The organism is Cytobacillus eiseniae, assembly GCF_017874625.1.
In the GTDB taxonomy this organism is placed as follows: Bacteria; Bacillota; Bacilli; order Bacillales; family Cytobacillaceae; genus Cytobacillus; species Cytobacillus eiseniae.
In genome coordinates this window covers 1-25815 of record NZ_JAGIKZ010000006.1, presented here as the reverse complement: position 1 = coordinate 25815, position 25815 = coordinate 1, and the positions used below count along the sequence as shown (strand labels likewise).

The window sequence follows — 25815 nt, the reverse complement described above, 5'->3', positions numbered from 1 at the left end:
CCGCTTTTTTAAAGAAATCCAACAGTCTATTTTTATCCTTTTGTAATCGGTGCAAATTTAGCTAATAGTCGCTTAATGCCGACTGGCTTCGGGAAAGCAATATCTAATTCAATGCTTTCTCCTGCCCCTTTTACACTTACAACTGTTCCTGTTCCCCATTTGCCATGAACAGCTTTATCTCCCACATTCCAGCCTAGCTCATCTCCGCCAGTTGCATTCATCGCTGGTCGGATAACAGGCTTTCTTTGTGGTTGTCTTGTCGGTGAGGAACTAAATGGTGAACCAAAAGGTGTAGCAGCTTTTTTAGCAGGCTCTAGTCCCTCTAATAAATCGAATGAAATTTCTTTGATAAATCGTGAGGCAGGATTCATATTGGTGCGTCCAAATAATGTTCTCATTTGTGCATTCGTTAGGAACAGTTCTTCTTCTGCTCTCGTAATGCCGACATACATGAGCCTCCGCTCTTCCTCCATCTCCGCTTCTTCCATTAAAGAACGAGAATGCGGAAATACCCCTTCTTCTAATCCGATGAGAAACACAATCGGAAATTCAAGGCCCTTTGCTGAGTGGAGCGTCATTAGAACGACTGAATCTGCCTGTTCTCCATCTTCATCTAATTTATCAATATCAGCTACAAGTGCTAGGTCTGTTAAAAAGGCGATCAGACTTTTATCTTCACTGCCTTCTTCAAAGTTTTTTGTTACTGATAAAAATTCCTCTAAGTTTTCAAGCCGGCTCTCTGCTTCGATGGATTTTTCTGCAATAAGCATCTCTTTATATCCGGACTTTTCTAGTATTTCTTCAACAAGTTCTGTAACAGAAAGAAATTCCTGCATTTGCGTATAGTTCTTGATTAAATCTCTGAATTCAGCTGCTTGCTTTGTGATTTTTGGGCTAACCCCAACGAGTTCAATAGAATCCAAAGCATCAAACATGGTCATTTCATGCAGCAAAGCAAAATTGGCAATTTTATCAATCGATCCTGATCCAATTCCCCTCTTTGGTACATTAATAATCCGTTGTAGACTAATATCATCATCTGGATTAGCGATTAATCGTAAATAAGCAAGAATGTCCTTGATCTCTTTACGATCATAGAATTTGATTCCGCCAACAATGGCGTATTCAATATTTGATTTAAGAAGCACTTCCTCCATTACACGGGATTGGGCATTTGTACGATAAAGAATCGCAATATCTGATAGATTTCGCTTCTCTTCCTTCATTAATTCTTTTATCTTCCCGACAACGAATTGTGCCTCTCCTTGTTCACTATCTGCTCGATGATAGTAAATCTTATTGCCTTCATTATTTTCTGTCCACAAATTCTTCGGCTTTCGATTCATATTTCGACCAATTACTTCATTTGCTGCTTGAAGAATTCTTTTCGTTGAACGATAATTTTGCTCAAGCAAAATAACTTGTGCATTCGGATAATCCTTCTCAAAGGATAAAATATTCGTAATATCTGCCCCACGCCAACGATATATTGATTGATCTGAATCGCCGACAACACAAAGATTCTTAAAGCGTGCAGCAAGTAATTTTACAAGCATGTATTGTGCTCTGTTCGTATCCTGATACTCATCGACATGAATGTATTGAAATTTCCGCTGATAGTATTCAAGTACTTCGGGTACACGTTGAAATAACTGAATGGTTTTCATAATGAGATCATCGAAGTCTAGTGCATGGTTTCTTTGTAATCTTTTTTGATATTCCTCATACACATCACTGGCAACCTTTTGAAAATAGTCACCAGCCGTTTTGGCGAATTCATCAGGAGTAACTAATTCATTTTTTGCTGAACTGATTGAACCAAGCAATCCACGTGGATCAAACTTTTTTGGATCAATATTTTTTGCCTTTAAAATCTGTTTAATGACGGATTGCTGATCAGTTGTATCCAATATTGTGAAATTACGATTATAGCCAATCCGATCTATGTCTCTTCTTAAAATTCTTACACACATGGAGTGAAAGGTTGAAATCCATATTTCATCTGCGGCTCCGCCCATCATTCGCTGAATCCGGTCTCTCATCTCTCTCGACGCTTTATTCGTGAACGTAATGGCTAAAATATTATAAGGATTTACTCCTTTTTCAACCATCAAATAAGCAATCCGATGTGTTAGCACTTTTGTTTTCCCACTACCTGCCCCTGCCATTATCAAGAGGGGATTGTCTGTTGACTTCACAGCCTCTCTTTGCTGTGGATTAAGTCCAGTTAATAATTTATCTGTTAAATAATTCATTTCTTTTCATCACCGCCATACAAACATATGTTCTATTATATTTTATAATCTTATTAAAGATGAATCAAGTATTAGCATAGGGAAACTTCTAGTAAAAAGGGATTCCCTCATCCCGATTTTTAGCTGAAAGAACCATATTAGTATTACACAAATTCCCTTTACTCTTTCTGTTTCGTCTATGCCTTATCTTTTTTAGTTCTTGACAGCATTAACTGTTTTCAATGCAGCTCCAAGGTCTTTGTAAATGATGTTTCCTACAACAATGACGTCTGCAGCTTTGGCCATTTCCTTTGCTTGCTCGACCGTTTCGATCCCGCCGCCATAAAATAAGCTTGTCTTCTCAAGTACCTTTTTCACTTCTTGCACAGTATCATAATTGCCAAAAGTTCCACTGTATTCAAGATAAAAAATCGGGAGATGGAACATTTTCTCAGCCATCATCGCATAGGCTCTTATTTCATCGATTGTTAATTCAGTTTTTGCCTTTGTCAGCTTGGCTGCTTTGCAGTCTTCATTTAATATACAATAGCCTTGAACGAAGATCTCGTCCCAGTTCATCACGTCACCATATTCTTTAACAGCCTCATGATGAAGACCTGTAATCCATTTAGTTTCCTTGCTATTCAACACAGTCGGAATAAAATAGAAATCAAATCCTGGAGTAATTGAATCAATAGAAGATACTTCAAGCACACAAGGAACGGTATATCTTCGCACGCGAGCCATTAAATCAAGCACCTTTTCTAAAGTAATTCCATCTGTTCCTCCAACAATAATAGCGTCTGTGCCTGATTCGCAAATTCTTTCTAATTGAGCATCTGAAATGCTCTTATCAGGATCTAACTTAAACACATGACGCCATTTGCTAATATCATACATCCGTACTTCTCCCCCATTCTATCATTCCATTCCACCATTATATCATTAGTGGATTGTTTCAAAAAGCAATGCATGCAGTCGAAAAATTCAGCAAAAACAATGAATAAATAAGGCTGTTTCCACAAACATTGGTGCTATTTTACACATAATTGGAAAAGGTTGACTTCCGCTCCAATCAACCGACCTATTTAGTAAACCATTCATTCTAACCACTTTTTTAAAACAACAATCTTTTCAAAAGAGCCTTTAAAAAGAGGCATAAATAAAGAAACCGCAGGAAGATCCTCCTACGGTTTCTTTATTTATTCAGAAAAATATTACCAAGTAAATGATTATTTTATTCAGCTGTGTCCGTTTCCTCATCCTTAATACGCTCTAATGCCATTTCATAGGCATCATTGCCGTAGTTTAGACAACGTTTTACACGTGAGATTGTTGCAGTGCTTGCTCCTGTTTCTGTTTCAATTTTATGATAGGTTTTCCCTTCACGAAGCATTCGAGCCACCTCTAAGCGTTGAGCAAGTGATTGAATTTCATTTACCGTACAAAGATCATCAAAAAATCGATAGCATTCCTCTAAATCCTTTAATGATAAGATCGAATTAAATAATTGATCAAGTTCTTTTCCTCTTAGTTTATCAATTTGCATATATGCATACTCCTTTGTTTTAATTTACATCGAAAGAAACCGATTGTGTTAAGCCTGGGCTTGTAGGAATGATATTGATCCATGTTCGTCCTGGAACAAGGCCTATTTGATCCCCATTATTACGGACAGGTAAAATTTTCCCTTTTATATTTTCCCACTTTACTTCCTTCCATTTGCCTTTTTGCAGCAAATATCCATTACCACCAGAAGTTAAATCAATCGAGCGCCGTCCAGCATCATCAATGACTTTATGATTTGTTTCAACGATAAAAATATTGTCCAGCAATACAGGCTCTCCAGAATCATAATCAGCAGTTAATTCGCCATTCGTATATCTCTTATACTTTTCAAGTGCTTCATCATACTCATAAATGGAATTATAAAGATCACTGTTGAAATAAGAAACCATTGCTGATTCGGCCGTTTCACCCTCTATCTCTTCCATTTCACTTTCATTTAAGAAAAAGAGGGATGATGGAGCTTCATCCATATCATAGTTCTTTTTTTCAGCACCCTTTAAAATATTCTCATATGAAATATATGAATTATGTGGTGCCTTTCTGAAACTTGCACGCTTAAAAAGTGTTCCATCGTATGTAATTCCATTTAACTCATCAATATAGCCCTGATCTAACATTGCTTTGGCATCTGGACTATACCCATGGGCGATGTACAGGCTGTCATAGCCTTTCGCTAGTTCAATAAAATAGTCTCTTGCACTTCGTACAGGACCAATATTTTCTGGTTGTCCACTCTGGTAGATGGCAAGAAATCGGGTAATATTTCCTTCTGCAAGCAGCTCATATACAATATCCGCTTTCTCAAGTCCTGATTGTGGGCGTGCTTTCGGATCATTATTAATCATAACCGCAACTGCTCGATCTTCCGCTTTCTTTTCTGTCCCTACCCCCGTTAATGGAAATTGAAATGGAAGATCCTCTACCTCTGGCACGTCAATTGTTTCTTCAGGCTTTTCAACGACTTCTTCTTCATTATCAATTGATGCCTCATTATTATTGCTGCAGCCTGCTAGTAAGAGTAAAGCAATAACAGAAGCAGCCAACCATTTGTTCCCCATATCACACCTCTTTCATTTAGGCTGTTTTGCAAACATTGTTGCTTATTAAGATAAAGTTGGTAAAGGTTGATTTCCGCTCCAGGTTGCTCCCTTTCCGCGGGGTTGGCGCTGAGCCTCCTCGTCGCTTTCGCTCCTGCGGGGTCTCACCTGTCCAACGCATCCCGCAGGACATTGAATAGGCTTCTTAGAATTCGCACCGCACGAAGGAAATGCGACAGCATTTTCGAGGAGTCTCGCTACCTTCCGCTCCAATCAACTGACCTAATAAGTGAAAAATAGATGTCTTAACTAGGTGAAGGCCACAGTAGTGGCCTTTCTACTATTTATAAGCACGTTAGTTTCAATAAAGCTACTGAATGAACGTTTTGCTCTCAATTATACGAAACGATCTTTCCCTAATCTTATGAACCCTTTTGCTTTTATATTTTAACGCATTATCGTTGGGAAGAGTACTGTTTTATTCATGACATCATACATTCCTTGCTGTGTAATTCGAATATAGGGCAAATGGGTAGATGAGAAAAATAAAAGTGAATAGATAGGGTCAGCAAATTGATAGCCTTTTGCCCTTAAATACGTAAGCAGTTGTTTTTCTGCTTCAATAAGTGCTTCTACTTTTTGATCAGACATGACGCCTTTAATTTTCAATGGAATTTCTTGAACAACTTCTCCATTTTCAGAAACAACAATCCCTCCACCTAATTGTTTCATCCGATTAAATGCGATAAGGATATCTTTCTTGCTTTTCCCAATTAAAATAATATCGCCTGTATTAGAAAAAGAGCTCACTAAGCCGTCCAACTTATTAGCAAATCCTTTTAAAATAGTATTGATTCTCCATTTTCCGTCTTTGTCAATTAAGACGAAAAAGCACTCATCATGTGTCTTGCTTAATTGATCACCTGTCACATCTATCGTAATGGAATAAGGCTTTGTAATAACCGCATTCTCCATTTTAATGCCAAATGGCATTGAGAATTGTAAATCAGTTAAACCTAGATCCCACTGAATATGTAATGGGCCAAGTCCTTTTCCATTCCATGAAAACAATGGAGATTCATTCAAATTTTCATTATCTTTTTTCACCCATTTTCCTTTTGCAAGCACAGAAACTGGAGTAGGGTTTAATTCGTCAGTTAAGAAATTTATATTTGCTATTCTTCCTGTTGCAATCGATCCATGTAGATGCTCAATATTATAATAACGCGCGATATTTCTCGATCCCATATTATAAGCATCAATGACAGGAACATTCTTTTCAATTGCCATTCGAATCATATGATCAATGATCCCCTGTTCATAAAAGGAAGAGGAGGATCCATCTGTCGTAAAGATAAAGGAGTCGTATTGATTGATCCCAAGCGCATGCATTTCGTCTAATAACTTTGGTAAGTCAGGACGAATCGATGAATATCTTAATGAAACCGTATAGCCCTGCATTAAACGGTTATAAACTTCCTTCCCAGTCATTGCTTCATGATCACAATCTGTCCCAAGGAGCATGAGCTTCGCTAACGTTTTTTCTGAAGCACCAGGAAAATGGCCTTCTATTTTCTTTCTCATCCGTTTAGCTTCTTGCATCCAGTGAAGCATTAAATCATCACCAGCTAATAACTTGGGCCATCCAGTCAATTCGCCACCTTGTAATACCGCATCATGCTCAAGCCATGCTTTTACATTACTATGTGAAAAAATCTTTTCTTCATTATGTATTTCAGTTTGTGCATCAAATCTGCACCACCAATACATCGTTGTGGGAAGATTATTTAAGTCAGCTAATAAAGAAAACGCTTTCTTTTTATCCAACTGCAAAGCAAGTACCATATTATCATTTATCAAGGTTGTCGTTCCAAACTGCGATGCATAACTCGCAAACGAATGGGGATTATATAATTGAAACGGATGGGCATGGGGCTCAATATAGCCAGGAACAAGCACTAAGCCTTCGCAATCCATTACTTCACATTGTCCGATATCATCAGGCAGCTTATCTCCAACATAGATGATACGATCTTCAAAGATCCAAATATTTGCAGTCATCCATTGGCGAAATGCCTGATTAAGAATTCGTGCATTTTTTAATAATAATGTTGGAGATAGTTTCCCATCTAATACAGAAACATGATCACGAAGCTGCTTGTTCTTCCAACGATACCGTTGTTCCAGCATATGTATCCCTCCCTCTGTTTTTATTTACGAAATAAAGAAAGCCCTTTCATATTTGTTTTATCTTACCATATTTCATTATTTAACGCATTAAAGAATGGGACAAGTTTGAAAATATTGATGAAGAAGGTGAGCAAGTGAATATGAAGCCAAACATCGGTACAATCAATGCCTTGATTCGAATTACTTGTGGGCTAACCATTCTAGCTTGCAGTACAGCAAAGCTAGCAAAAAAACCTTGGCGTGAATCTTATATCATCTTAGCAATTCTCGGTGCAATGAAGGTTGCAGAAGGAATCGTCCGCTTTTGTCCAATCGTAGCCCTCTTTGAAAATAGCCCAGAAAACCTATTACCAAAAAAACAGGAGAATAAGGAAGAGGAAATCAATATTAATGAAATCCTTCCATATAATCCGACATAAACAAAAGCGCAAGTATGTGAATTTATCATTTCGTAAGCATAAATAATAGCCCCCAATTACGGGGGCTATCACAAAGGGGGTAATCCTACATGTTTTGGGAATATCTAACTGATATGTCTTTCGTATTAATTGCATTAATTGGCAGTATCGTTGCATTGCTTTTTGTTTTTATTCGAAAATCGAGTAAACGGCGTGCTGAATAGCTTTATACCCAATATCTTTACGATAGTAAATTCCGGTACAATTCACTTTACTTAGTTCGGCATACACTTTATTTTGAGCTTCTAGCAAAGTGTTTGCTTTCGCGCCTGCTAAGAATACCCGTCCGCCATTTGTTATATAATCTCCTGATGCATTTTTCTCTGTCCCCGCATGAAACATATATATCGTGGGAGGAATCCTTTGCAGTCCATCTAAGACTGCTCCTTTTTTATATTCTTCAGGATAGCCAATTGAAGCAGCAACTACACCAATCATTGCTTTTTCATCCCAAATAATCGTTGGGCTCTCTCCTTTTATAACCGCTAATAAAGTTTCTCCTAGATCTGATTTCATTCGAGGGAGAACTACTTGCGTTTCCGGATCTCCAAACCTTGCATTAAACTCAATCACTTTCGGTCCTGTCTCTGTAATAATAAGCCCTGCATATAAAACTCCGCAAAAATGTCTGCCTTCCTTGACAAGTGCTTTAGCTGTTGGCTTTAATATAGAGTCTACCGCCTGTCTAATGATTTCCTCACTAATATGGGGAACAGGGGAATAAGCCCCCATCCCTCCTGTATTCGGTCCGCTGTCCCCATCATAAGCACGTTTATGATCCTGAGCTATTTCAAGCGGCGTAACAGCTTCTCCATTAACGAAGGCCATTAGAGAAATTTCCTCACCAATCAGGAATTCCTCCATGACGACTGTAGATGAAGCTGAACCAAATCGCTCATTTAAAAGCATTTCCTTAAGGCTGCTTCTTGCTTCATCCATCGTCATTGCAACAGTAACGCCTTTTCCAGCAGCTAAGCCATCCGCCTTAATGACAATGGGTGCCCCTTTTACTTCCAGATAGGCAAGGGCTTCCTCATAGTTTGAAAACACCGCATACTCAGCTGTTGGAATGCCATAGTTTTGCATTAATTCTTTCGCAAAAGATTTACTTCCTTCAATGATCGCAGCCTCTTTTTTAGGGCCAAAAATTGTCAATCCCTCTTTCTGAAAATGATCGACAATCCCTTCTAATAAAGGAACCTCTGGCCCGACGATTGTTAATCCTATATCATTTTCCTTCGCAAAATGGATAAGCCTTTCTTGGTCATTCTCCTGGATGTCTACTAGGTCGGAAACATCCTCCATTCCACAATTCCCCGGTGCAACAAACACTTTCCCAACGGAAGGACTTTCTGCTAATTTTCTGCAGATCGCATGCTCACGTCCACCCCTGCCAATTACTAATACTTTCATTTCTGAGGCACCCCCTTAGATTCGTTTAATGCTTAAAATGTCTAATTCCTGTAAAAACCATTGCAATGCCGTACTCATCGGCCTTTTGGATCGAATCCTCATCTCTTACCGAACCGCCCGGCTGAATAATTGCCGTAATTCCTGCCTTTGCTGCTGCCTCAACAGTATCATTCATTGGGAAAAATGCGTCAGATGCCATAACAGCTCCGGCAGCTTTTTTTCCAGCCTGTTCCAAGGCAATGTTGGCAGCACCTACACGGTTCATTTGTCCAGCACCTATTCCAAGTGTCATATGCTCATTATTCACAACAATCGCATTCGATTTCACATGTTTGACGATCTTCCAACCAAGCTGTAGTGCCTTCCATTCCTCTTCTGATGGCTCTCTTTTAGTTGGCACAGATACATTCGCATGATCAAATGTGAATGTATCATAATCCTGAACTAACAAGCCGCCTTCCATTGAAGTCAGTCTTATTTCTTCCTTTCCACTTGTATGAAACGGAATCGTTAATAAGCGCAGATTTTTTTTCCCAGTTAAAATGGCCAATGCTTCTTTCGTAAAAGCAGGAGCAATAATGATTTCAAGAAAGATTTCATGTAGCTTACAGGCAGTTTCTTCATCTACCTCTCGATTGAAAGCAATGATTCCGCCAAAAATTGAAACTGGATCTGCTGCAAAAGCCTTTGAAAATGCGTCATAAATTGTTGATCCACTGCCTACTCCACAAGGATTCATATGCTTTACAGCTACAGCTGCAGGCTCCGTAAACTCTTTCACCATTTGCAAGGCAGCATCTGCATCATTGATATTATTATAGGAAAGCTCTTTTCCATGCAGCTGTTCTGCGTTCGCAATTGAACATTCAGAACCAAGCGGCTTACGATAGAATGCCGCCTTTTGATGTGGGTTTTCTCCATATCTAAGTGATTGTTTCAGTTCATATGTAACGGTCAGCTTTTCAGGTGCCTCCTCATTCGCTAGCTTTGTCATATAGTCTGCTATCATCGCATCATAGGCAGCCGTATGACGAAAAACCTTTGCGGCTAGCTTTCGGCGGGTTTCTTTGTCCACTTCTCCCATATCCTTTACTTGTGACAAAACAGTCTTATAGTCAGCTGGATCAACAACGACGGTGACATGCTCATGATTTTTAGCGGATGCACGCAGCATCGCAGGTCCGCCAATATCAATATTTTCAATCGCATCTTCTACCGTCACATCTCGTTTCGCGATTGTTTGCTGGAAAGGGTATAAGTTAACACAGACAATTTGGATAGGCTCAATATGATGTTCTTCAAGCTGTGCTTGATGAGAAGGCTCATCAAACTTAGCAAGAAGCCCTCCGTGAATCATCGGATTTAACGTTTTCACACGCCCTTCAAGGATCTCTGGGAATCCTGTTACATCACTCACTCCAATTACAGGGATGCCGCTTTCCTCTAACGACTTTTTCGTCCCACCTGTTGAAATAATTTCAAAGCCTAATTCACTTAATTGCTTGGCAAAAGCTGTCACATCTTTTTTATCGGACACACTAATTAGCGCTCGTTTCTTCATCTGTCATCCTCCTGACTCGTTGTAAATAAACGCTGCAATACTTGCGGGTATAATTGATGTTCTATTTGATGGATTTTGGTTTGAATACTTTCAATTGTTTCTACTTCACTAAGAGGAACAGACTGCTGTGCTATGATTGGACCTGTATCCATCCCTTCATCAACGAAATGTATAGTGACACCGCTCTCTTTCACATTTGCATTCAATGCTTGACCGATGGCATCTTTTCCTGGAAAGGCAGGCAAAAGTGAAGGGTGAATATTAATAATCCTGCCCTCATAGCTTTTAAGAAGCGTTGGACCGATTAACCGCATATAGCCGGCTAGAACGATGTAATCAATCTCTAATTCTTTTAATTTCTGTAAAATTTCTATCTCGTACTCTTCTTTACTCGCATACTCTTTTGCCGAAAAAACAAATGTTGGGATGCATTGTTTGATTGCTCTCTCAATACTGTATGCACCTGGACGATCACAAACGAGCAGCTTAATGACTGCAGATAGCTTTTCTTCCCTTATCGCATCGGCAATCGCTTGAAAGTTTGTGCCGCTGCCCGAAGCAAATATGGCGATATTTTTCATTCGTGCCCCCTATATATTTCAATGCCAGGTCTCGCTGTTACCTTACCGATAACATAAGCTTTTTCACCTAGGCGATTAAAATGAGCGATCACTTCATTTGCTGCTTCCTCATCAACTGCTACAACCATACCGGTTCCCATATTAAAAATATTGTACATTTCCAACCGATCTAGTCCACCGATCTCTTCCATCAATTGGAATATAGCAGGCACCTCCCAGTTGCTTTCCATCAGTTCAGCACCTAATCCTTCAGGTAGCATACGGGGAATATTTTCAATAAACCCGCCGCCAGTAATATGGGCCATTCCTTTAATCGAAAACTTTTCCAAGGCCGATAAGATCGATTTCACATAAATCTTTGTCGGGCGCAGTAATTCTTCTCCTAATGTACATCCTAAGGCATCTATATGCTCCGTTAACTCCATCTTCGCATTCTCAAAAAATAGCTTTCTTACAAGTGAGTAACCATTGCTATGAATGCCACTTGAAGCCAACCCGATTAAAACATCCCCTGATTGAATCGTTGTGCCATCAATCAGTTGTGATTTCTCGCAAGCACCAACAGAAAAACCTGCAAGATCATATTCTTCCTCGCTGTACATCCCTGGCATTTCTGCTGTTTCCCCGCCAACAAGTACACAGCCAGCCTGTTCGCATCCTTCAGCTATCCCTTTTACAATTGCTTCAATTCTCTCGGGTTCTGCTTTTCCACATGCAATATAATCTAAGAAATACAAAGGCTCTGCACCTTGTACGACAATATCATTTACGCACATAGCTACAGCATCAATCCCGATTGTATCGTGCTTATCCATCTGAAAAGCGAGCATCAATTTCGTTCCGACGCCGTCCGTGCCTGAAACGAGTACAGGCTCCTTTAATTGCAGGACAGATAAGTCAAACATTCCGCCAAAACCGCCAAGTCCTCCAAGCACCCCTGGTCGGATTGTCTTTTGCACATGCTTTTTCATACGGGATACCGCTTCGTAACCAGCTTCAATGTCCACGCCAGCCTGTTTATATGCATTCGCCATTATATTTTTCCTCCTATTAGAGAAGCGCAACGCTATACAATCTAGAGGGGCCCCTTCTTGATTAAGAAAATAACGGGAGCCTTAGCAAACCGTTGCGAAGGAACCCTAAAGTTTGATCAATCATAGTCCGAATGCGCCAGATAATTCTCCAACTCAAAAGTTTTACTTTCTTTTTTAAGGCTCTTCTGAAAATAAGTCTTCTTGTAAAAATGAATATGCATTATAGACAAATTCGCTTTTTTCACACCCCATGGTGCTAATCTTCTTGCATGGAAATCTATGTTAACTATGTTTGAAAAATAAGCGGAGAAATTCCGGCTAAATTGGGAAATACCGCTATTTCCATAAAAATAAGGGGAGTTTTTCCGCCTATTTGATCAAAATTGATGGATTTTGTGTAATTTAGGGCAGTTAAGCGGAATTTCTCCGCTTATTTCTGCTACTACGACATGTTCTTTATGTAATAGGCGGAATTTCTCCGCCTATTACATAAACGAAAATCAACAATGAATTATAACAGAGCTTTTAAAAAAACAGGATGTTTATGCAACTGCACTTTCTGAAAAGAAAAACGACATCTTGCAATGCCGCTTTCCTTTATATGTCATTAAACAGTAGGAACCTTTTCCTCTGAAGAGATAGGATAGATTTCTGTTGGGTATTTACCAGTAAAGCATGCAAGGCATGAACCACGGGTTTCCCCGTCTTCCTTTCGCCCAATTGCTTCTACCATGCCCTCCACACTAAGGAAAGTAAGTGAATCTGCCCCGATTATCTCTCTAATTTCTTCCACTGAATGATTAGCCGCAATTAACTCTTCTTTTGTAGAAGTATCAATCCCATAGAAACATGGATTTTTAATAGGCGGTGAACTGATTAGCACATGTACCTCTGTCGCACCCGCTTCCTTCAGCATCGAAACGATTCTTCTGCTTGTCGTTCCGCGAACAATGGAATCATCGACCATGACGACTCTTTTTCCTTCTACCACACCTCGAACAGGAGAAAGCTTCATTTTTACGCCCTGCTCTCTTAACGACTGTGAAGGCTGAATGAACGTACGCCCAACATACTTGTTCTTGATTAGTCCCATTTCGTACGGAATGCCCGAGCTTTCCGCATAGCCAATTGCAACCGAAATACTAGAATCGGGCACACCAGTGACTACATCTGCATCAACTGGCACTTCAATAGCTAATTGCTTGCCAAGGTTTTTTCTAGCTGTATGAACATTAATGCCATTAATGCTGCTGTCCGGGCGGGAAAAATACACATATTCCATCGTACACATCGCAAGATTCGAAGCGAAAGCAAACATTTCTGAACGAAATCCTTTATCATCAATAATAAGCAGTTCACCAGGCAGTACATCACGAACAAACTCTGCCCCGACAATGTCAAAAGCACAGGTTTCCGATGCGACAACATATGCGTCACCAATTTTCCCTAAAGATAGTGGCCGCATTCCATTTGGATCAAGCGCTACCATCAATTCCGTTTCCGTCATTATTAGGAAGGCATAGGCACCTTTCACCATGGATAGTGCATTTTTCACCCGATCTTTAAAGGAGGTGAATCCTCCACGTTTAATTAAATGAGCCAGCACTTCTGTATCCGAGCTTGTTTGAAAAATACTCCCTTGAGCCTCGAGCTGGCTTCGTAAAGCATTTGCATTAATTAGGTTCCCATTGTGGCAAAGAGATAGACTTCCACTTTGCGAGTTAAATAGAAGGGGTTGAACATTCTCATAACCGCCTCCGCCTGCTGTCGCATACCTAACATGCCCAATCGCCGCTTTTCCTTCAAGCTCCTGGATTACTTCAGAAGTGAAAATTTCCGTAACAAGTCCTTCGCCTTTTTTTCCCTTAAGCTTCTTCCCATCTGTAACAACGATCCCTGTGCCTTCTTGGCCACGATGCTGCAAGCTATGCAGCCCGTAATAAGTAATTTGCGAAGCTTCAGAATGTCCCCAAACACCAAAAATCCCACATTCCTCGTTCAATCCTTTTATTTCAGCAAGCATGGGATGGCTCCTTTCCAAGCCTCTTTCAATACATCAACCTGCTCTGCAAGTTCAAACCCTTCCTCTGAAGACATTTGCAGGACAGGTAAATCTGTTACTTCTCCAATTAACCTAGCATCTACTAAACTTTCAAACATTTGTTGATGCTCTTTTTTCACTGAAAGCAAGAAACGCGATTGGGATTCACTGAATAAAGCAGAAACTGTGTTTCCAGCAATTTTTATGTTTGCACCAAGACCTTTTGAACCAATGAGGCTTTCAGCAACAGCAACAGCCAATCCTCCCTCTGCCACATCATGAGCGGAAGCAACTAGTCCCTCACGAATAGCTTTTAATACTTGGCTTTGGTACGTCACTTCTTTATCTAAATCAAGCACAGGTGCTTTGCCAAAAATCTTGCCGTATGTCAGCTTTTGCAGCTCACTGCCACCAAATTCAGCCTGCGTTTCGCCTAAAAGATAAATAAGATCCCCTGCTTCTTTAAAGTGTTGCGTTGTAGCATGCTCAATATCTGCAACTAAGCCGACCATCCCAATAACTGGTGTAGGATAGATAGCCGCTCCATTCGTTTCATTATATAATGATACATTTCCGCCAATGACTGGCGTATTCAATGTCCGGCAAGCTTCACTTATTCCATCAGCCGACTTTTCAATCTGCCAGAAAATTTCAGGCTTTTCAGGATTGCCGAAGTTTAAGTTATCTGTAATCGCTAAAGGCTCACCGCCAGAACAAACGATATTTCTTGCTGCTTCAGCAACAGCAATCTTCCCGCCTGTTTCCGGATCTAAATACATATAGCGAGAATTACAATCCGTTGTCATCGCAAGCCCTTTTCGTGTGCCGCGGATTCGAATAACAGCCGCATCAGAACCAGGTGCTACAACCGTGTTCGTACGAACCATATAATCGTACTGATCATAGACCCATTCTTTGCTTGCAATTGTCGGCTGTTGAAGCAATTTCATTAATGTTTCCTTATAATCATCTACTTGAGGAATATCATTTTCCATCATCTGAAACTCACGGTAATATTCAGGTTCCTGAGATGGCTTATGATAGACAGGCGCCTCTTCTGCAAGCGCATCTGCTGGAACATTTGCGACAACTTCTCCATTGTGGATAAGGCGCAGCATTTTATCATCTGTAACTGTGCCAATTGCAACAGCTTCCAAATCATATTTAGAGAAAAGATCAACAATCTCTTGCTCTCTGCCCTTTGTCACAACAATAAGCATCCGCTCCTGAGATTCAGAAAGCATCATTTCATAGGCAGTCATGCCTGTTTCCCTTTGTGGCACAAGGTCAAGATTCATTTCAATGCCTGAGCCTGCTTTACTCGCCATTTCTGCGGATGAGCTTGTTAAGCCTGCTGCACCCATATCCTGAATGCCAACAAGGGCATCTGACTTTACTAGCTCTAGACAAGCTTCAAGTAAAAGCTTCTCCATGAAAGGGTCTCCTACTTGAACCGCTGGGCGCTTCTCTTCTGATTGATCTGTAAGTTCCTCAGAAGCAAAAGTTGCCCCGTGGATTCCGTCACGCCCTGTTTTGGCACCGACATACATGACTGTATTGCCAATACCATGAGCCTGCCCTTTTTGAATATCCTTATGGTCAATTAATCCAACACACATTGCATTGACTAATGGATTTCCTTCATAGGCTGATTCAAATTGAATTTCCCCGCCGACTGTCGGAATTCCAATACAGTTGCCATAACCAGCAATCCCAGCAACCACTTCTTTAAAAAGGTACTTCGTACGCGCATTGTCCAGCTCGCCAAAGCGTAAGGAATTTAGCATGGCAACAGGACGTGCACCCATTGAAAAGACATCACGAATAATTCCGCCGACCCCTGTCGCTGCGCCTTGATATGGCTCAATTGCTGAGGGATGATTATGGCTTTCAATTTTGAAAACAACGGCCTGCTCGTCACCAATATCAACAATCCCTGCACCTTCACCAGGTCCTTGAAGTACCTTCTCACCTGTTGTTGGGAACTTTTTCAAGACAGGCTTCGAGTTTTTGTAGCTGCAGTGCTCTGACCACATGACAGAGAACAGGCCAATTTCTGTATAATTCGGCAGACGCCCGAGAATCTTTTCAATCATCGCAAATTCTTCATCCGACAATCCCATTTCTTTGTAAACCTTCTGTGCCTTTAATTGTTCTGGATTTGGTTCAAGCATTAACGACATGTGCTTCCCTCCATTGTTTTACGATCGATTGAAAAAGTTTCAAGCCATCTGCGCCGCCCAAAAGCTCATCTACTGCTCGCTCAGGATGGGGCATCATTCCAAGGACATTTCCTTTTTCATTAATTATTCCAGCGATATCTGCTAAACTGCCATTTGGGTTGGATCCACTGTATGTGAAAACAATTTGATTATTCGCTTTCAGCTTTGCTAGCGTCTCTTCATCACAATAATAGTTCCCTTCACCATGAGCGATAGGAATCGTAATCACTTCATTGCTTTCATAAGCGGATGAAAACATCGTCTTGTTATTTTCCACTTGTAATTCAACAGAGCGGCAAATAAACTTTAAGCTTTCATTTCGTTTCATTGCTCCAGGCAAAAGACCTGCTTCTAATAAAATTTGGAATCCATTGCATACGCCTAATACCGGCTTTCCAGCCTCTGCCGCCTTCACAACTTCCTTCATGACATTACTAAAGCGTGCGATTGCTCCCGAACGCAGATAATCACCATATGAAAATCCGCCCGGAAGAAGAATTCCATCAAACTTGTCTAAGCTTTTTCTGTCATGCCAAACATATTCCACCTCAGCACCCAGCTCATCCTTCACAGCATGATACATGTCTACGTCACAATTCGATCCTGGAAAAACAATGACCGCAAATTTCACTGAGCAACAGCCTCCTCAATTTCATAACGGTAATCCTCAATCACAACATTAGCCAGCAGGCGTTCACACATATCCTTCACTACTTCATCAACCGGGCGATCTGACTTATCAATTGTAAGTTCCATATATTTGCCGATGCGAACATCTGACACTTCACTATAATTAAGCGAATGAAGTGAGTTTTTCACTACTGTTCCTTGAGGATCTAAAACACTTTCTCTTAAAGTGACGAATACTTTTACTTTGTACATACTGATTGGCCTCCTTAGTCTCGCTAAAATAGTTTCATATGCATCTGTTAAATTTCCAAGGTCTCTGCGGAATACATCTTTATCTAGCTTTTCATTTGTTTTGTCATCCCAAAGCCTGCATGTATCAGGTGAGATTTCATCTGCAAGCAGGATGTTTCCATTTTCGTCTTTTCCAAACTCTAGCTTAAAGTCAACAAGGCGGATGCCAAGCTCTTTAAATAATTCTGATAACACAGTGTTTACTTGAAGTGCTTTTTCTTTTAAAATTGCCACTTCGTCGCTATTCGCGAGCTGAAGAATTTCAATATGATCCTCTATTAGCAGCGGGTCTCCAAGCGCATCGTCCTTATAATAAAACTCAACAATCGGTCGTGCTAATTTGGCGCCTTCCTCTACCCCCAACCTCTTGGCAAAGCTTCCCGCAGAAAAATTGCGAACAACGGTTTCAAGCGGAATGATTTCTACCTTTTTGACAAGCTGCTCTGTTGCTGAAAGCTTTTTAATGAAGTGAGAATCGATTCCAAGCGCTTGAAGCTTAGAAAATAGTAAGCTAGTAATCTCGTTATTTAAGCGGCCTTTTCCAGCAATACTGGCTTTCTTCTCTCCGTTAAAAGCTGTTGCTGAATCCTTATATTCAATCCAAACGATGTCATCATTATTTGTTTGATATACTTTTTTCGCCTTGCCTTCGTATAACAATGTTCCTTTTTCCACTTGGAAAGCCACCTTTTCAAGAAAATTGGGAATATTTTTACTATTTTTAGTGCTTTTTGGTTATTTTATAAGAGGTAAAGGCACACCTTTACCTCTTATTTAATTTTTATAAACCTAAACGATTAAAGATTGTATCTACATGTTTAATATGGTAGTTGTAGTCAAAGCAATCATCGATTTCTGCTTCAGTAAGCTTAGCTGTAATTATTTCATCCTGCTCAATTAGGCTGCGGAAATGAACTTGCTTTTCCCATGCTTCCATTGCTCTTGGTTGAACGGTATCATATGCTTCTTCACGTGTTAATCCTTTATCAATTAGGGCAAGAAGGACACGCTGAGAGTAAATCAAACCCAGTGTACGATCCATATTGCGCTTCATATTTTCTGGGAAGACCGTTAAGTTCTTCACGATATTTCCGAAACGGTTTAGCATATAATTTAACGCAATCGTTGCATCTGGAATGATGATTCTTTCAGCAGATGAGTGGGAAATATCACGCTCATGCCATAATGAAACATTTTCATATGCTGTCATCATGTAGCCACGGATGACGCGTGCCAGCCCTGTCATATTTTCTGAGCCAATTGGATTGCGTTTATGTGGCATAGCAGATGAGCCTTTTTGACCCTTTGCAAAAAACTCTTCCACTTCACGTGTTTCACTTTTTTGCAGGCCACGAACCTCAGTAGCAAATTTTTCAATGGAAGTGGCAACTAGTGCAAGTGCCCCCATATAGTGCGCATGACGGTCACGCTGTAATGTTTGCGTTGAAATTGGTGCTGGCTGCAGGCCAAGCTTTTCACATACGTATTGTTCAACGAATGGATCGATGTTTGCATACGTTCCAACTGCTCCAGAAATTTTACCGAATTCCACACCTACTGCCGCTTCTTTAAAGCGGTCAAGGTTTCGCTTCATTTCTTCATACCAGAGGGCAAGCTTTAATCCGAAAGTTGTCGGCTCTGCATGAACCCCATGTGTACGGCCCATCATAACAGTATGCTTATGTTCTTTTGCTTTATTTTTCAAAATCTCAACAAAGCGTTCTAAGTCTTTAAGAAGAATATCATTCGCTTGCTTAATTAAGTAGGAAAGTGCTGTGTCAACTACGTCAGTTGATGTTAAGCCGTAATGAACCCATTTTCGCTCTTCGCCAAGTGTTTCTGATACTGCACGTGTGAAAGCAACGACATCATGTCTTGTTTCTTCTTCAATTTCTTTAATGCGGTTAATATCAAATGAAGCTTTTTCACGGATTTTTTGAACATCCTCTTTAGGGATATCCCCCAACTCCGCCCATGCCTCACATGCTAGAATTTCAACCTCCAGCCAAGCTTGGAAACGATTTTCCTCCGTCCAAATGGCCCCCATCTCCGGTCTTGTATAACGTTCAATCATGTTTTATCCTCCGATCTTTTCTGTCACATCAGACCATATCTCACTTTTCTCAGTTTCAGCTAGTGCTTCTTCAACTGAATCACGTAAAAGCGTGACATGGCCCATCTTGCGTTTATATTTGGCATCCTTTTTCCCGTATAAATGAATTTTCCAGTCGGTTAGTGAAGGAATTTTTTCTAGTATTCCCTGTTGATGTTCTCCTAATATATTAACCATTACTGCTGGTTTTAATAGCGTAGTCTGACCGAGCGGCCAGTTACAGATCGAGCGAATATGCTGTTCAAATTGAGAGGTTTCACATGCTTCAATGGAATAGTGTCCTGAATTATGAGGCCGTGGAGCCAGCTCATTTATGTAAATTTGATCATCTTTTGTGAGAAATATTTCTACAGCTAATGTTCCGACGAGCTCAAGCTCACAAGCGAGTTGCTGTGCTGCTTGAATTGCCTTATCTTTTGCATTCTTCGTTATTCTTGCCGGCACAATCGACTGGTGAAGAATATTCTCTTTATGAATATTTTCTCCGACTGGAAATACAGCCGTTTCCCCATTGCTGTTTCGACAGATAACAACAGAAATTTCTTTTTCAAATGGAATCCATTGTTCAAGCACACATACGCCTTTTTCGAGAAGCTGAGCTGCCTCATTTATTTCTTGCTCACTTTTAATAACATATTGCCCTTTTCCGTCATAGCCGCCTCTGGAAGTCTTTAATACAGCTGGAAGCCCGAACTTTTCTATATTATCATAAATTTCCTGTTGCGTTTTGATTACGCCATAAGGTGCAACTTCTAAGCCTGCATTTTGGATAGCAGCCTTCTCTCGTATCCGATCCTGTGTAATTTCCAATAAAGAGGTTCCTTGAGGAACATAGGCATGACTACATAACCAATTCAGCGCTTCTGCATGAATATTTTCAAATTCATAAGTTATTACATCACTAACCTCAGCAAGTTTTTGAATGGATTGAAGGCTGTGATACTCACCTATAATCTTATAGTCGGCCACCTGCCCGCATGGAGAATCTTCAGTTGGATCTAGCACAGCAATTCTGAAGCCCATTGCCTTAGCCGCAATCGCCATCATCCGCCCTAATTGCCCTCCGCCAATGATGCCAATTGTTTGGCCTGGTAAAATAACCTGTTTAGACAAGTTCATCACTACTTTCTAACACTTCCTGTGTTATTCTTGCCCTTTTCTGCTCTAAACGATCTGCTACGGCAGCATCATATACACCTAAAATTTGCGCAGCAAGCAGTCCTGCATTCGTTGCTCCCGCTTTTCCAATTGCAACCGTTGCAACTGGGATTCCTCCGGGCATTTGCACAATAGATAATAAAGAGTCAAGACCATTTAATGCTTTCGATTGAACAGGAACCCCTATTACTGGAAGGGTTGTTTTTGCAGCGACCATTCCAGGTAGATGTGCAGCCCCACCTGCTCCAGCAATAATGACCTTTATTCCTCTTCCTCTTGCTACTTCCGCATATTCAAACATTAAATCTGGAGTACGATGAGCGGAAACAACCTTTTTCTCGTATCCAACTTCGAGCTCATCAAGTACCTCGCAAGCATGCCTCATTGTTTCCCAGTCTGACTTGCTCCCCATGATTACAGCTACACTTGTCTCCATGATTCTCCTCCAGTTCATCTACTAAACTATTTAAATAAAATATAAAAAACCCGAACAGACCTTTCTACATAGAGAGAAAGCAATCTGTCCGGGCACAAATAAGCATAATGAAATGAGTTTCCTTTATAGAAAAGGATACTTACCTACATTCGCCGGGCTTATCGACTTTCCCTCATAGTCCAATAATTTACGGTTATCGGGTAGAAACTTATGGGCCATATTCCCATTATTATACGAGGGCTATTCAGTTCATTTGCAACTTATATCGTTATCTTACCAACTTTATATCAATCATGTCAACCTATAATCGAACAATAAAACATGTAATATACAGATTGTTCGTGTTTTATAATTGGATGGCTCTCGCTTCAAAAGTAATTTGGCGACCCGCTGGTTCATATGTAATGGTAGGGCCATTTTTAACTTCTTTGAAAATGGGCTTTTCTGTTCTCCTTACAGGAAAATAGCCTGCTTTTTTTATTCTATCAAGACACATATCGATTGTTTCATTTTCCTGTACCTCAAAAGTCATTTTCTGTTTTTCTTTACTCACGAAACAACTTTCCCTTCTTTACCGATTTCACCCAGAAACCGCCATGAATCGTTTTAGGCTCATATGCAATAATAAACGCCTTCGGATCTAACTCTTTAATTGTATGATAAAGCTTTAATTCATACTTTCTTGGTGTTAAAATTTGCAGAGACATTCGATCTCCTTCTAAACCATTTGCAGCCCAGCTCGTTACCCCATACCCTTTTTCCCTTAATATCTTTGGAAGATCTTTATCATATTCTTTTGTAATTACATTCACTGTAATATAACCTAGCGCAAGTTTTTCTTCAATTTTCATTCCTACAACGACACCAATTCCATAACCGACCGCATAAGCGATCAAGTTCTGTATCTCATTCAAATTATCAAGAACAAGCCCAAGACCAATCACATAAATAACTACTTCAATTGTGCTAATGAATGCGGCAAGATATCTCTGTCCTTTAAGAGTCAAGATCATCCGAATAGTAAAAAAAGAAACATACACAATATTAATGACAAGAATAATTAGGACCATTATAAAACTATTTTCGAGCAATGCAAATCCTCCTTTGAGGGTAATAAGACTATTCATAAATAGCCAAGGACTATTGAGTACTTATTTTACAGAAAAATTGATCATTTGCGAACCATTATTTACTAATAACTTAGGATTTTTCTAATTACATGTTATATTAACCTAAATATCCATGCATTAATCTTTTTTTATCAGCACCACATTCACTTGAAAGCTTCTCAATTAAAACAGGTAGCAGCAGATTTATAGTTATGAACATGCTAGAATAAATGTTAAAGCGAAATACATATATTTACAGAGTCGCATAAATTTATGAATTGAAGGTGTTGTTTATGCCTGACTGGTCTTATCATCCATTAAAAAAACTGCTACTTGATAAAATAAGTCCAAAAGCAAGCCGAGAGTTCATTCATAAATCCATGAGTACGATTGCATCCATTCCTGGTGGCCGGAATCTGATTGGATTTTTAGGGCATATGAAAGCTCCTCATGAATTTCAGAAGGACATTCATCATATTCATTATCCTTCTCCGATTGGATTAAATGGCCATATCGACCCTCATTTATCTGGCATGAATGTCTTTCAAGAGTTAGGCTTCGGATTTGTTGAAATTGGACCGATTGTATTAACTGAACCTGAAGAGCAGCTCGAGCCAAGGAGAAAGGGTAATCATATTCAGTTTTCCGAACAACTAGAGAAGGTTCCACTGAGATCTGCATTAAAAAAGTTAATAAAACATACGATCCGTATTCCAGTATTTGCAAGGATTGATGAGCAAGTAAATAAAGAGGAATGGGCAATAATTGTCCAACATTTATCCCCTTTTGTCGATGCATTCATTGGTACAAGTGAACAACTTACTTCTTGCATCGACCAAAAGGCATTCGCTTTTGATCGATTTTTTTATGTATCATTTTCTACTGATGAATTCGACAATAACACTATCGATCTTGGGAAATTACTGAAGAACCAGTACGTAGCTGGTGTTGTTTTAAATGCGCCTCATCAATCAAATGGGAGCTATTGGCATGAAATCGTAAATGCAAATGAATCTTTAATTAAAATGGTTACACAGTTTAAAGAACAATATCCTGAACTAATCATCCTTACTTCTGGTGGGGTGGAGACGCCAAATGAGGCATATGCTTTAGTACATGCTGGCGCCGATTTAGTCATGCTTACAGATGGCTATGTAAATGCCGGACCAGGGTTGCCAAAACGCATTCATGAACGAATATTGTATGAAGAAGTCCATCCTATGAAAGAACATTCTTGGCACTGGTCATTTCTGTTTGGCCTCTCCATTCTATTTGGAGGGATCATAGCATTATATTTTGCATTTACGGATGTGATCCTTCCTTATGATGAATCATTTATCGGTTTATCGAGAGCGGATATCTTACAAATCAATCCACTCATCTTATCCTTTATGTCGCATGATCGAATGGCACTTGCTGGAACGATGATATCTGGAGGGATATTGTATACTCAGCTTGCACGCCATGGAATTAAATATGGCTTGCATTGGACAAAGATTGCTTTTCATAGTGCAGCAATCATAGGATTTTTGGGGATTTTTCTTTTTATCGGCTTTGGTTATTTCGATTGGCTACATGGTATATTTTGGGTGATATTATTACCAATCTATTATTTTAGTTTTCAAGAAGGTAAAAACGCCATAACCCCTCCATATTCTGTGCATGGGGAAAATGACCATCTATGGAAATATGGCCTTTATGGGCAGCTTTGTTTTATTCTCCTTGGATTTTTACTATTATTAGGTGGTTTAGTTATTTCCACGATCGGTGTATCCAAAGTGTTTGTCTCAACTGACTTAAACTTCTTATGCATGTCACCTGAAATATTAGAAACAGTTAGTGCGAATTTAATTCCTGTTATTGCACATGACCGGGCTGGATTTGGAAGTGCTCTAATAAGTGTTGGGTTACTCGTTCTAACGCTTTCCTTGTGGGGATTTAGAAAAGGGGAACGCTGGGTTTGGAATACATTATGCTTAGGTGCATTGCCAGCTTTTATAGCAGGAATTGGAACACATCTATATATTGGATATACGACTTTCATTCATTTACTGCCTGTATACTTTTTAGTTCTTATCTATTTGCTCGGATTAATATTGTCTTACCCTTACCTTAAGAAGAAATAATGAAAGTCTTTCAGTAGATGGACAAGACTATTATTAAGGGGAAACTACTTACATTCAAAAAGCGCTGGCAATTGAAAAGACTCCTAAAATTTATTGGCACTTGCTTTTACCTTTTACTGATTTAAAATTAGACGGAGGACTTTCGCCCAATATATAAAGAGAAAAACCAAAGAAGCAGATATATAAGCGGAAAAACTCCGCTTAATATGAATTTGGAAGCTAAAAAAGAGATTATAAGCGGAGAAATTCCGGTTATAATCTCTAAATAAGACAAAATCCATTGATTTTGATCAAATAAGCGGAAAAACTCCGCTTATTTTTAAGAAAATAGAGGTATTTCCTAAAATAGCCGGAGTTTCTCCGCTTATTTTTCGAACATCGTAAAATCAACATACAGTTATAAGTTATAACAAAATCTAAGTCAAAACCACCCGTGATAACGGGTGGTTTGCTCTACGGCTGAAAGCCTTTGTTACTGACCAAACCCTAAAGGGCTACTGAACGGTTCGCCTTGCGTACTACTTTTACTGGCCAGACCTCAAAGGCCTCCTACTTACTTTCGTTTCTTTTTCTTTACCTCTTCACCTGTGAATGGATCAAGATATTCCATCATGCTTAATTGCTCCGCGACTATGTCATCTTGTATTTGATTACGTATATATTGCTCTATCACTTTTTTATTTCTACCCACCGTATCTACATAATATCCAGTGCACCAAAACTTTCGGTTCCCATATCTATATTTCAGATTTGCATGACGATCGAATATCATTAAACTACTTTTTCCTTTTAAATATCCTACAAATGCAGATACACTTAACTTAGGGGGAATACTTACTAACATATGTACGTGGTCTTTACACGCAGTTGCATCGATGATCTCTACTCCTTTTCTTTCACAAAGAGTGCGAAGTATTTCTCCAATATCTTTTTTGATTTTCCCATAAATTACTTGTCTTCTGTACTTCGGTGCGAACACGATGTGATACTTACAATTCCAAGTTGTGTGTGCTAAACTATTAGTGTCTTTTGACATTAAAACTCCTCCGTATGCTGATATTTTGGTTGGCGAACCAAAAATATTTTAGCACCAAAGGGGAGTTTTTTTAATACCACGCTGGAAGCTTTTTAGAACCCTAGGCCTAGCCTAGGGTTTTCATTTTACAAATAAAAAAAGAGCACCGATTCGGTACTCTTTTCATTTGCCTAGCGACGTCCTACTCTCACAAGGGGACAGCCCCTAACTACCATCGGCGCTGAAGAGCTTAACTTCCGTGTTCGGGATGGGAACGGGTGTGACCTCTTCGCTATCGCCACTAGACCTATTTAAGTTGAGGTTTGTTCCCTCAAAACTAGATAATGTGAAAGAAGAATGTTTGAGTAATCATTTTCTGTCCAGCTACGGCTCCTAACTTCTCGGTCGTTTCGATCCGTCCCTACAAATCCAAATGCGGGATTTGCAGTACCGGCTCTCCAACGCCTCTCGAAGTTGAACAGTCGCCTTCGCTTTTCTAATTTGGTTAAGTCCTCGACCGATTAGTATTTGTCAGCTCCACGTGTCACCACGCTTCCACCCCAAACCTATCAACCTGATCATCTTTCAGGGGTCTTA

22 protein-coding genes, 2 rRNA genes, 1 pseudogene and 1 riboswitch are annotated in these 25815 nt (G+C 39.8%); of the genes and pseudogenes, 3 read left to right on the top strand and 22 right to left on the bottom strand.

The window, feature by feature from the left end; translation table 11 throughout:
- Positions 1–32: 32 nt before the first annotated feature.
- The 5 genes from pcrA to J2Z40_RS07155 form a co-directional block, all read right to left on the bottom strand.
- Positions 33–2255: a DNA helicase PcrA gene (gene pcrA / locus J2Z40_RS07175; protein ID WP_066400627.1), complete on the bottom strand. Its 2223-nt coding sequence runs from the start codon at positions 2253–2255 to the stop codon at positions 33–35.
- A 192-nt stretch (positions 2256–2447) separates the two neighbouring features.
- Positions 2448–3134: a heptaprenylglyceryl phosphate synthase gene (gene pcrB, locus J2Z40_RS07170; protein ID WP_066400626.1), complete on the bottom strand. Its 687-nt coding sequence runs from the start codon at positions 3132–3134 to the stop codon at positions 2448–2450.
- 337 nt (positions 3135–3471) lie between these two features.
- Positions 3472–3783 (bottom strand): YerC/YecD family TrpR-related protein, encoded by a 312-nt coding sequence (locus tag J2Z40_RS07165; RefSeq protein WP_066400624.1) that lies wholly within the window; start codon positions 3781–3783, stop codon positions 3472–3474.
- 19 nt (positions 3784–3802) lie between these two features.
- Positions 3803–4861: a DUF3048 domain-containing protein gene (locus J2Z40_RS07160; protein ID WP_066400623.1), complete on the bottom strand. Its 1059-nt coding sequence runs from the start codon at positions 4859–4861 to the stop codon at positions 3803–3805.
- 426 nt (positions 4862–5287) lie between these two features.
- Positions 5288–7030: an adenine deaminase C-terminal domain-containing protein gene (locus J2Z40_RS07155; protein ID WP_066400622.1), complete on the bottom strand. Its 1743-nt coding sequence runs from the start codon at positions 7028–7030 to the stop codon at positions 5288–5290.
- Between the two features lie 134 nt (positions 7031–7164).
- Here J2Z40_RS07155 and J2Z40_RS07150 point away from each other — a divergent pair, with 134 nt between their 5' ends.
- Entirely contained in the window at positions 7165–7449 is a 285-nt protein-coding gene (locus J2Z40_RS07150) for a YgaP-like transmembrane domain (RefSeq protein ID WP_066400621.1), read from the top strand.
- Positions 7450–7538: 89 nt separating this feature from the next.
- Positions 7539–7652 carry an EYxxD motif small membrane protein gene (locus tag J2Z40_RS20090; RefSeq protein WP_342590322.1) on the top strand — a complete coding sequence of 38 codons (114 nt, stop codon included), beginning with the start codon at positions 7539–7541 and terminating at the stop codon, positions 7650–7652.
- On the opposite strand, the gene purD is transcribed toward J2Z40_RS20090, so the two are convergent.
- From purD to J2Z40_RS07085, 14 genes and pseudogenes are all read right to left on the bottom strand, one after another.
- Positions 7618–8901 (bottom strand): phosphoribosylamine--glycine ligase, encoded by a 1284-nt coding sequence (gene purD / locus J2Z40_RS07145; RefSeq protein WP_066400620.1) that lies wholly within the window; start codon positions 8899–8901, stop codon positions 7618–7620. The genes J2Z40_RS20090 and purD overlap by 35 nt on opposite strands.
- A 25-nt stretch (positions 8902–8926) precedes the next feature.
- On the bottom strand, positions 8927–10462 hold the full coding sequence (purH, locus tag J2Z40_RS07140) for a bifunctional phosphoribosylaminoimidazolecarboxamide formyltransferase/IMP cyclohydrolase (protein WP_066400619.1): 1536 nt from the start codon (positions 10460–10462) through the stop codon (positions 8927–8929).
- Positions 10459–11043, bottom strand: a complete 585-nt coding sequence (purN, locus tag J2Z40_RS07135) for a phosphoribosylglycinamide formyltransferase (protein WP_066400617.1) — start codon at positions 11041–11043, stop codon at positions 10459–10461. The genes purH and purN overlap by 4 nt, the downstream gene beginning before the upstream one ends.
- Positions 11040–12077: a phosphoribosylformylglycinamidine cyclo-ligase gene (gene purM, locus J2Z40_RS07130; RefSeq protein ID WP_066400615.1), complete on the bottom strand. Its 1038-nt coding sequence runs from the start codon at positions 12075–12077 to the stop codon at positions 11040–11042. The genes purN and purM overlap by 4 nt, the downstream gene beginning before the upstream one ends.
- Positions 12078–12684: 607 nt before the next feature.
- Entirely contained in the window at positions 12685–14100 is a 1416-nt protein-coding gene (gene purF, locus J2Z40_RS07125; protein WP_066400613.1) for an amidophosphoribosyltransferase, read from the bottom strand.
- A complete protein-coding gene (gene purL, locus J2Z40_RS07120) occupies positions 14085–16301 on the bottom strand; it encodes a phosphoribosylformylglycinamidine synthase subunit PurL (RefSeq protein ID WP_066400612.1) in 2217 nt (738 codons plus the stop codon). Before purL ends, purF begins: the two co-directional genes overlap by 16 nt.
- Positions 16285–16971, bottom strand: coding sequence for a phosphoribosylformylglycinamidine synthase subunit PurQ (purQ, locus tag J2Z40_RS07115; RefSeq protein WP_066400611.1), 687 nt, complete (start codon positions 16969–16971; stop codon positions 16285–16287). Before purQ ends, purL begins: the two co-directional genes overlap by 17 nt.
- Positions 16968–17222: a phosphoribosylformylglycinamidine synthase subunit PurS gene (purS, locus tag J2Z40_RS19745; RefSeq protein ID WP_066400610.1), complete on the bottom strand. Its 255-nt coding sequence runs from the start codon at positions 17220–17222 to the stop codon at positions 16968–16970. Before purS ends, purQ begins: the two co-directional genes overlap by 4 nt.
- Positions 17210–17936, bottom strand: a pseudogene (purC, locus tag J2Z40_RS07110) (phosphoribosylaminoimidazolesuccinocarboxamide synthase). The gene purS and the pseudogene purC overlap by 13 nt, the downstream one beginning before the upstream one ends.
- Positions 17937–18042: 106 nt before the next feature.
- On the bottom strand, positions 18043–19335 hold the full coding sequence (gene purB, locus J2Z40_RS07105; RefSeq protein ID WP_066400609.1) for an adenylosuccinate lyase: 1293 nt from the start codon (positions 19333–19335) through the stop codon (positions 18043–18045).
- A gap of 3 nt (positions 19336–19338) precedes the next feature.
- Positions 19339–20493: a 5-(carboxyamino)imidazole ribonucleotide synthase gene (purK, locus tag J2Z40_RS07100; protein ID WP_180316822.1), complete on the bottom strand. Its 1155-nt coding sequence runs from the start codon at positions 20491–20493 to the stop codon at positions 19339–19341.
- Complete coding sequence (purE, locus tag J2Z40_RS07095) at positions 20480–20968, bottom strand: 5-(carboxyamino)imidazole ribonucleotide mutase (RefSeq protein ID WP_066400607.1); 489 nt, start codon at positions 20966–20968, stop codon at positions 20480–20482. The genes purK and purE overlap by 14 nt, the downstream gene beginning before the upstream one ends.
- Positions 20969–21123: 155 nt before the next feature.
- A riboswitch (purine riboswitch) is annotated at positions 21124–21225 on the bottom strand.
- A gap of 89 nt (positions 21226–21314) precedes the next feature.
- The gene (locus tag J2Z40_RS07090) at positions 21315–21521 is read right to left on the bottom strand and encodes an NETI motif-containing protein (RefSeq protein WP_066400605.1); all 207 of its coding nucleotides are present in this window, start codon (positions 21519–21521) and stop codon (positions 21315–21317) included.
- Complete coding sequence (locus J2Z40_RS07085; protein ID WP_066400604.1) at positions 21514–22059, bottom strand: DUF2179 domain-containing protein; 546 nt, start codon at positions 22057–22059, stop codon at positions 21514–21516. Before J2Z40_RS07085 ends, J2Z40_RS07090 begins: the two co-directional genes overlap by 8 nt.
- Before the next feature lie 311 nt (positions 22060–22370).
- On the opposite strand from J2Z40_RS07085, the gene J2Z40_RS07080 reads away from it, so the two are divergent.
- A complete protein-coding gene (locus J2Z40_RS07080) occupies positions 22371–24203 on the top strand; it encodes a hypothetical protein (protein WP_066400603.1) in 1833 nt (610 codons plus the stop codon).
- A 553-nt stretch (positions 24204–24756) separates the two neighbouring features.
- Here J2Z40_RS07080 and tnpA read toward each other — a convergent pair.
- The 3 genes from tnpA to J2Z40_RS07065 form a co-directional block, all read right to left on the bottom strand.
- On the bottom strand, positions 24757–25239 hold the full coding sequence (tnpA, locus tag J2Z40_RS07075) for an IS200/IS605 family transposase (RefSeq protein ID WP_066400602.1): 483 nt from the start codon (positions 25237–25239) through the stop codon (positions 24757–24759).
- 168 nt (positions 25240–25407) lie between these two features.
- Positions 25408–25524: ribosomal RNA gene (rrf, locus tag J2Z40_RS07070) — 5S ribosomal RNA — on the bottom strand.
- A gap of 195 nt (positions 25525–25719) precedes the next feature.
- A 23S ribosomal RNA gene (locus J2Z40_RS07065) occupies positions 25720–25815 on the bottom strand; the annotation flags it as partial.

What these genes read in the sequence shown, in the direction of transcription:
- pcrA (WP_066400627.1), bottom strand. Translation starts at nt 2,255, where the DNA reads ATGAATTATTTAACAGATAAATTATTAACTGGACTTAATCCACAGCAA.
- pcrB (WP_066400626.1), bottom strand. Translation starts at nt 3,134, where the DNA reads ATGTATGATATTAGCAAATGGCGTCATGTGTTTAAGTTAGATCCTGAT.
- J2Z40_RS07165 (WP_066400624.1), bottom strand. Translation starts at nt 3,783, where the DNA reads ATGCAAATTGATAAACTAAGAGGAAAAGAACTTGATCAATTATTTAAT.
- J2Z40_RS07160 (WP_066400623.1), bottom strand. Translation starts at nt 4,861, where the DNA reads ATGGGGAACAAATGGTTGGCTGCTTCTGTTATTGCTTTACTCTTACTA.
- J2Z40_RS07155 (WP_066400622.1), bottom strand. Translation starts at nt 7,030, where the DNA reads ATGCTGGAACAACGGTATCGTTGGAAGAACAAGCAGCTTCGTGATCAT.
- J2Z40_RS20090 (WP_342590322.1), top strand. Translation starts at nt 7,539, where the DNA reads ATGTTTTGGGAATATCTAACTGATATGTCTTTCGTATTAATTGCATTA.
- purD (WP_066400620.1), bottom strand. Translation starts at nt 8,901, where the DNA reads ATGAAAGTATTAGTAATTGGCAGGGGTGGACGTGAGCATGCGATCTGC.
- purH (WP_066400619.1), bottom strand. Translation starts at nt 10,462, where the DNA reads ATGAAGAAACGAGCGCTAATTAGTGTGTCCGATAAAAAAGATGTGACA.
- purN (WP_066400617.1), bottom strand. Translation starts at nt 11,043, where the DNA reads ATGAAAAATATCGCCATATTTGCTTCGGGCAGCGGCACAAACTTTCAA.
- purM (WP_066400615.1), bottom strand. Translation starts at nt 12,077, where the DNA reads ATGGCGAATGCATATAAACAGGCTGGCGTGGACATTGAAGCTGGTTAC.
- purF (WP_066400613.1), bottom strand. Translation starts at nt 14,100, where the DNA reads ATGCTTGCTGAAATAAAAGGATTGAACGAGGAATGTGGGATTTTTGGT.
- purL (WP_066400612.1), bottom strand. Translation starts at nt 16,301, where the DNA reads ATGTCGTTAATGCTTGAACCAAATCCAGAACAATTAAAGGCACAGAAG.
- purS (WP_066400610.1), bottom strand. Translation starts at nt 17,222, where the DNA reads ATGTACAAAGTAAAAGTATTCGTCACTTTAAGAGAAAGTGTTTTAGAT.
- purB (WP_066400609.1), bottom strand. Translation starts at nt 19,335, where the DNA reads ATGATTGAACGTTATACAAGACCGGAGATGGGGGCCATTTGGACGGAG.
- purK (WP_180316822.1), bottom strand. Translation starts at nt 20,493, where the DNA reads ATGAACTTGTCTAAACAGGTTATTTTACCAGGCCAAACAATTGGCATC.
- purE (WP_066400607.1), bottom strand. Translation starts at nt 20,968, where the DNA reads ATGGAGACAAGTGTAGCTGTAATCATGGGGAGCAAGTCAGACTGGGAA.
- J2Z40_RS07080 (WP_066400603.1), top strand. Translation starts at nt 22,371, where the DNA reads ATGCCTGACTGGTCTTATCATCCATTAAAAAAACTGCTACTTGATAAA.
- tnpA (WP_066400602.1), bottom strand. Translation starts at nt 25,239, where the DNA reads ATGTCAAAAGACACTAATAGTTTAGCACACACAACTTGGAATTGTAAG.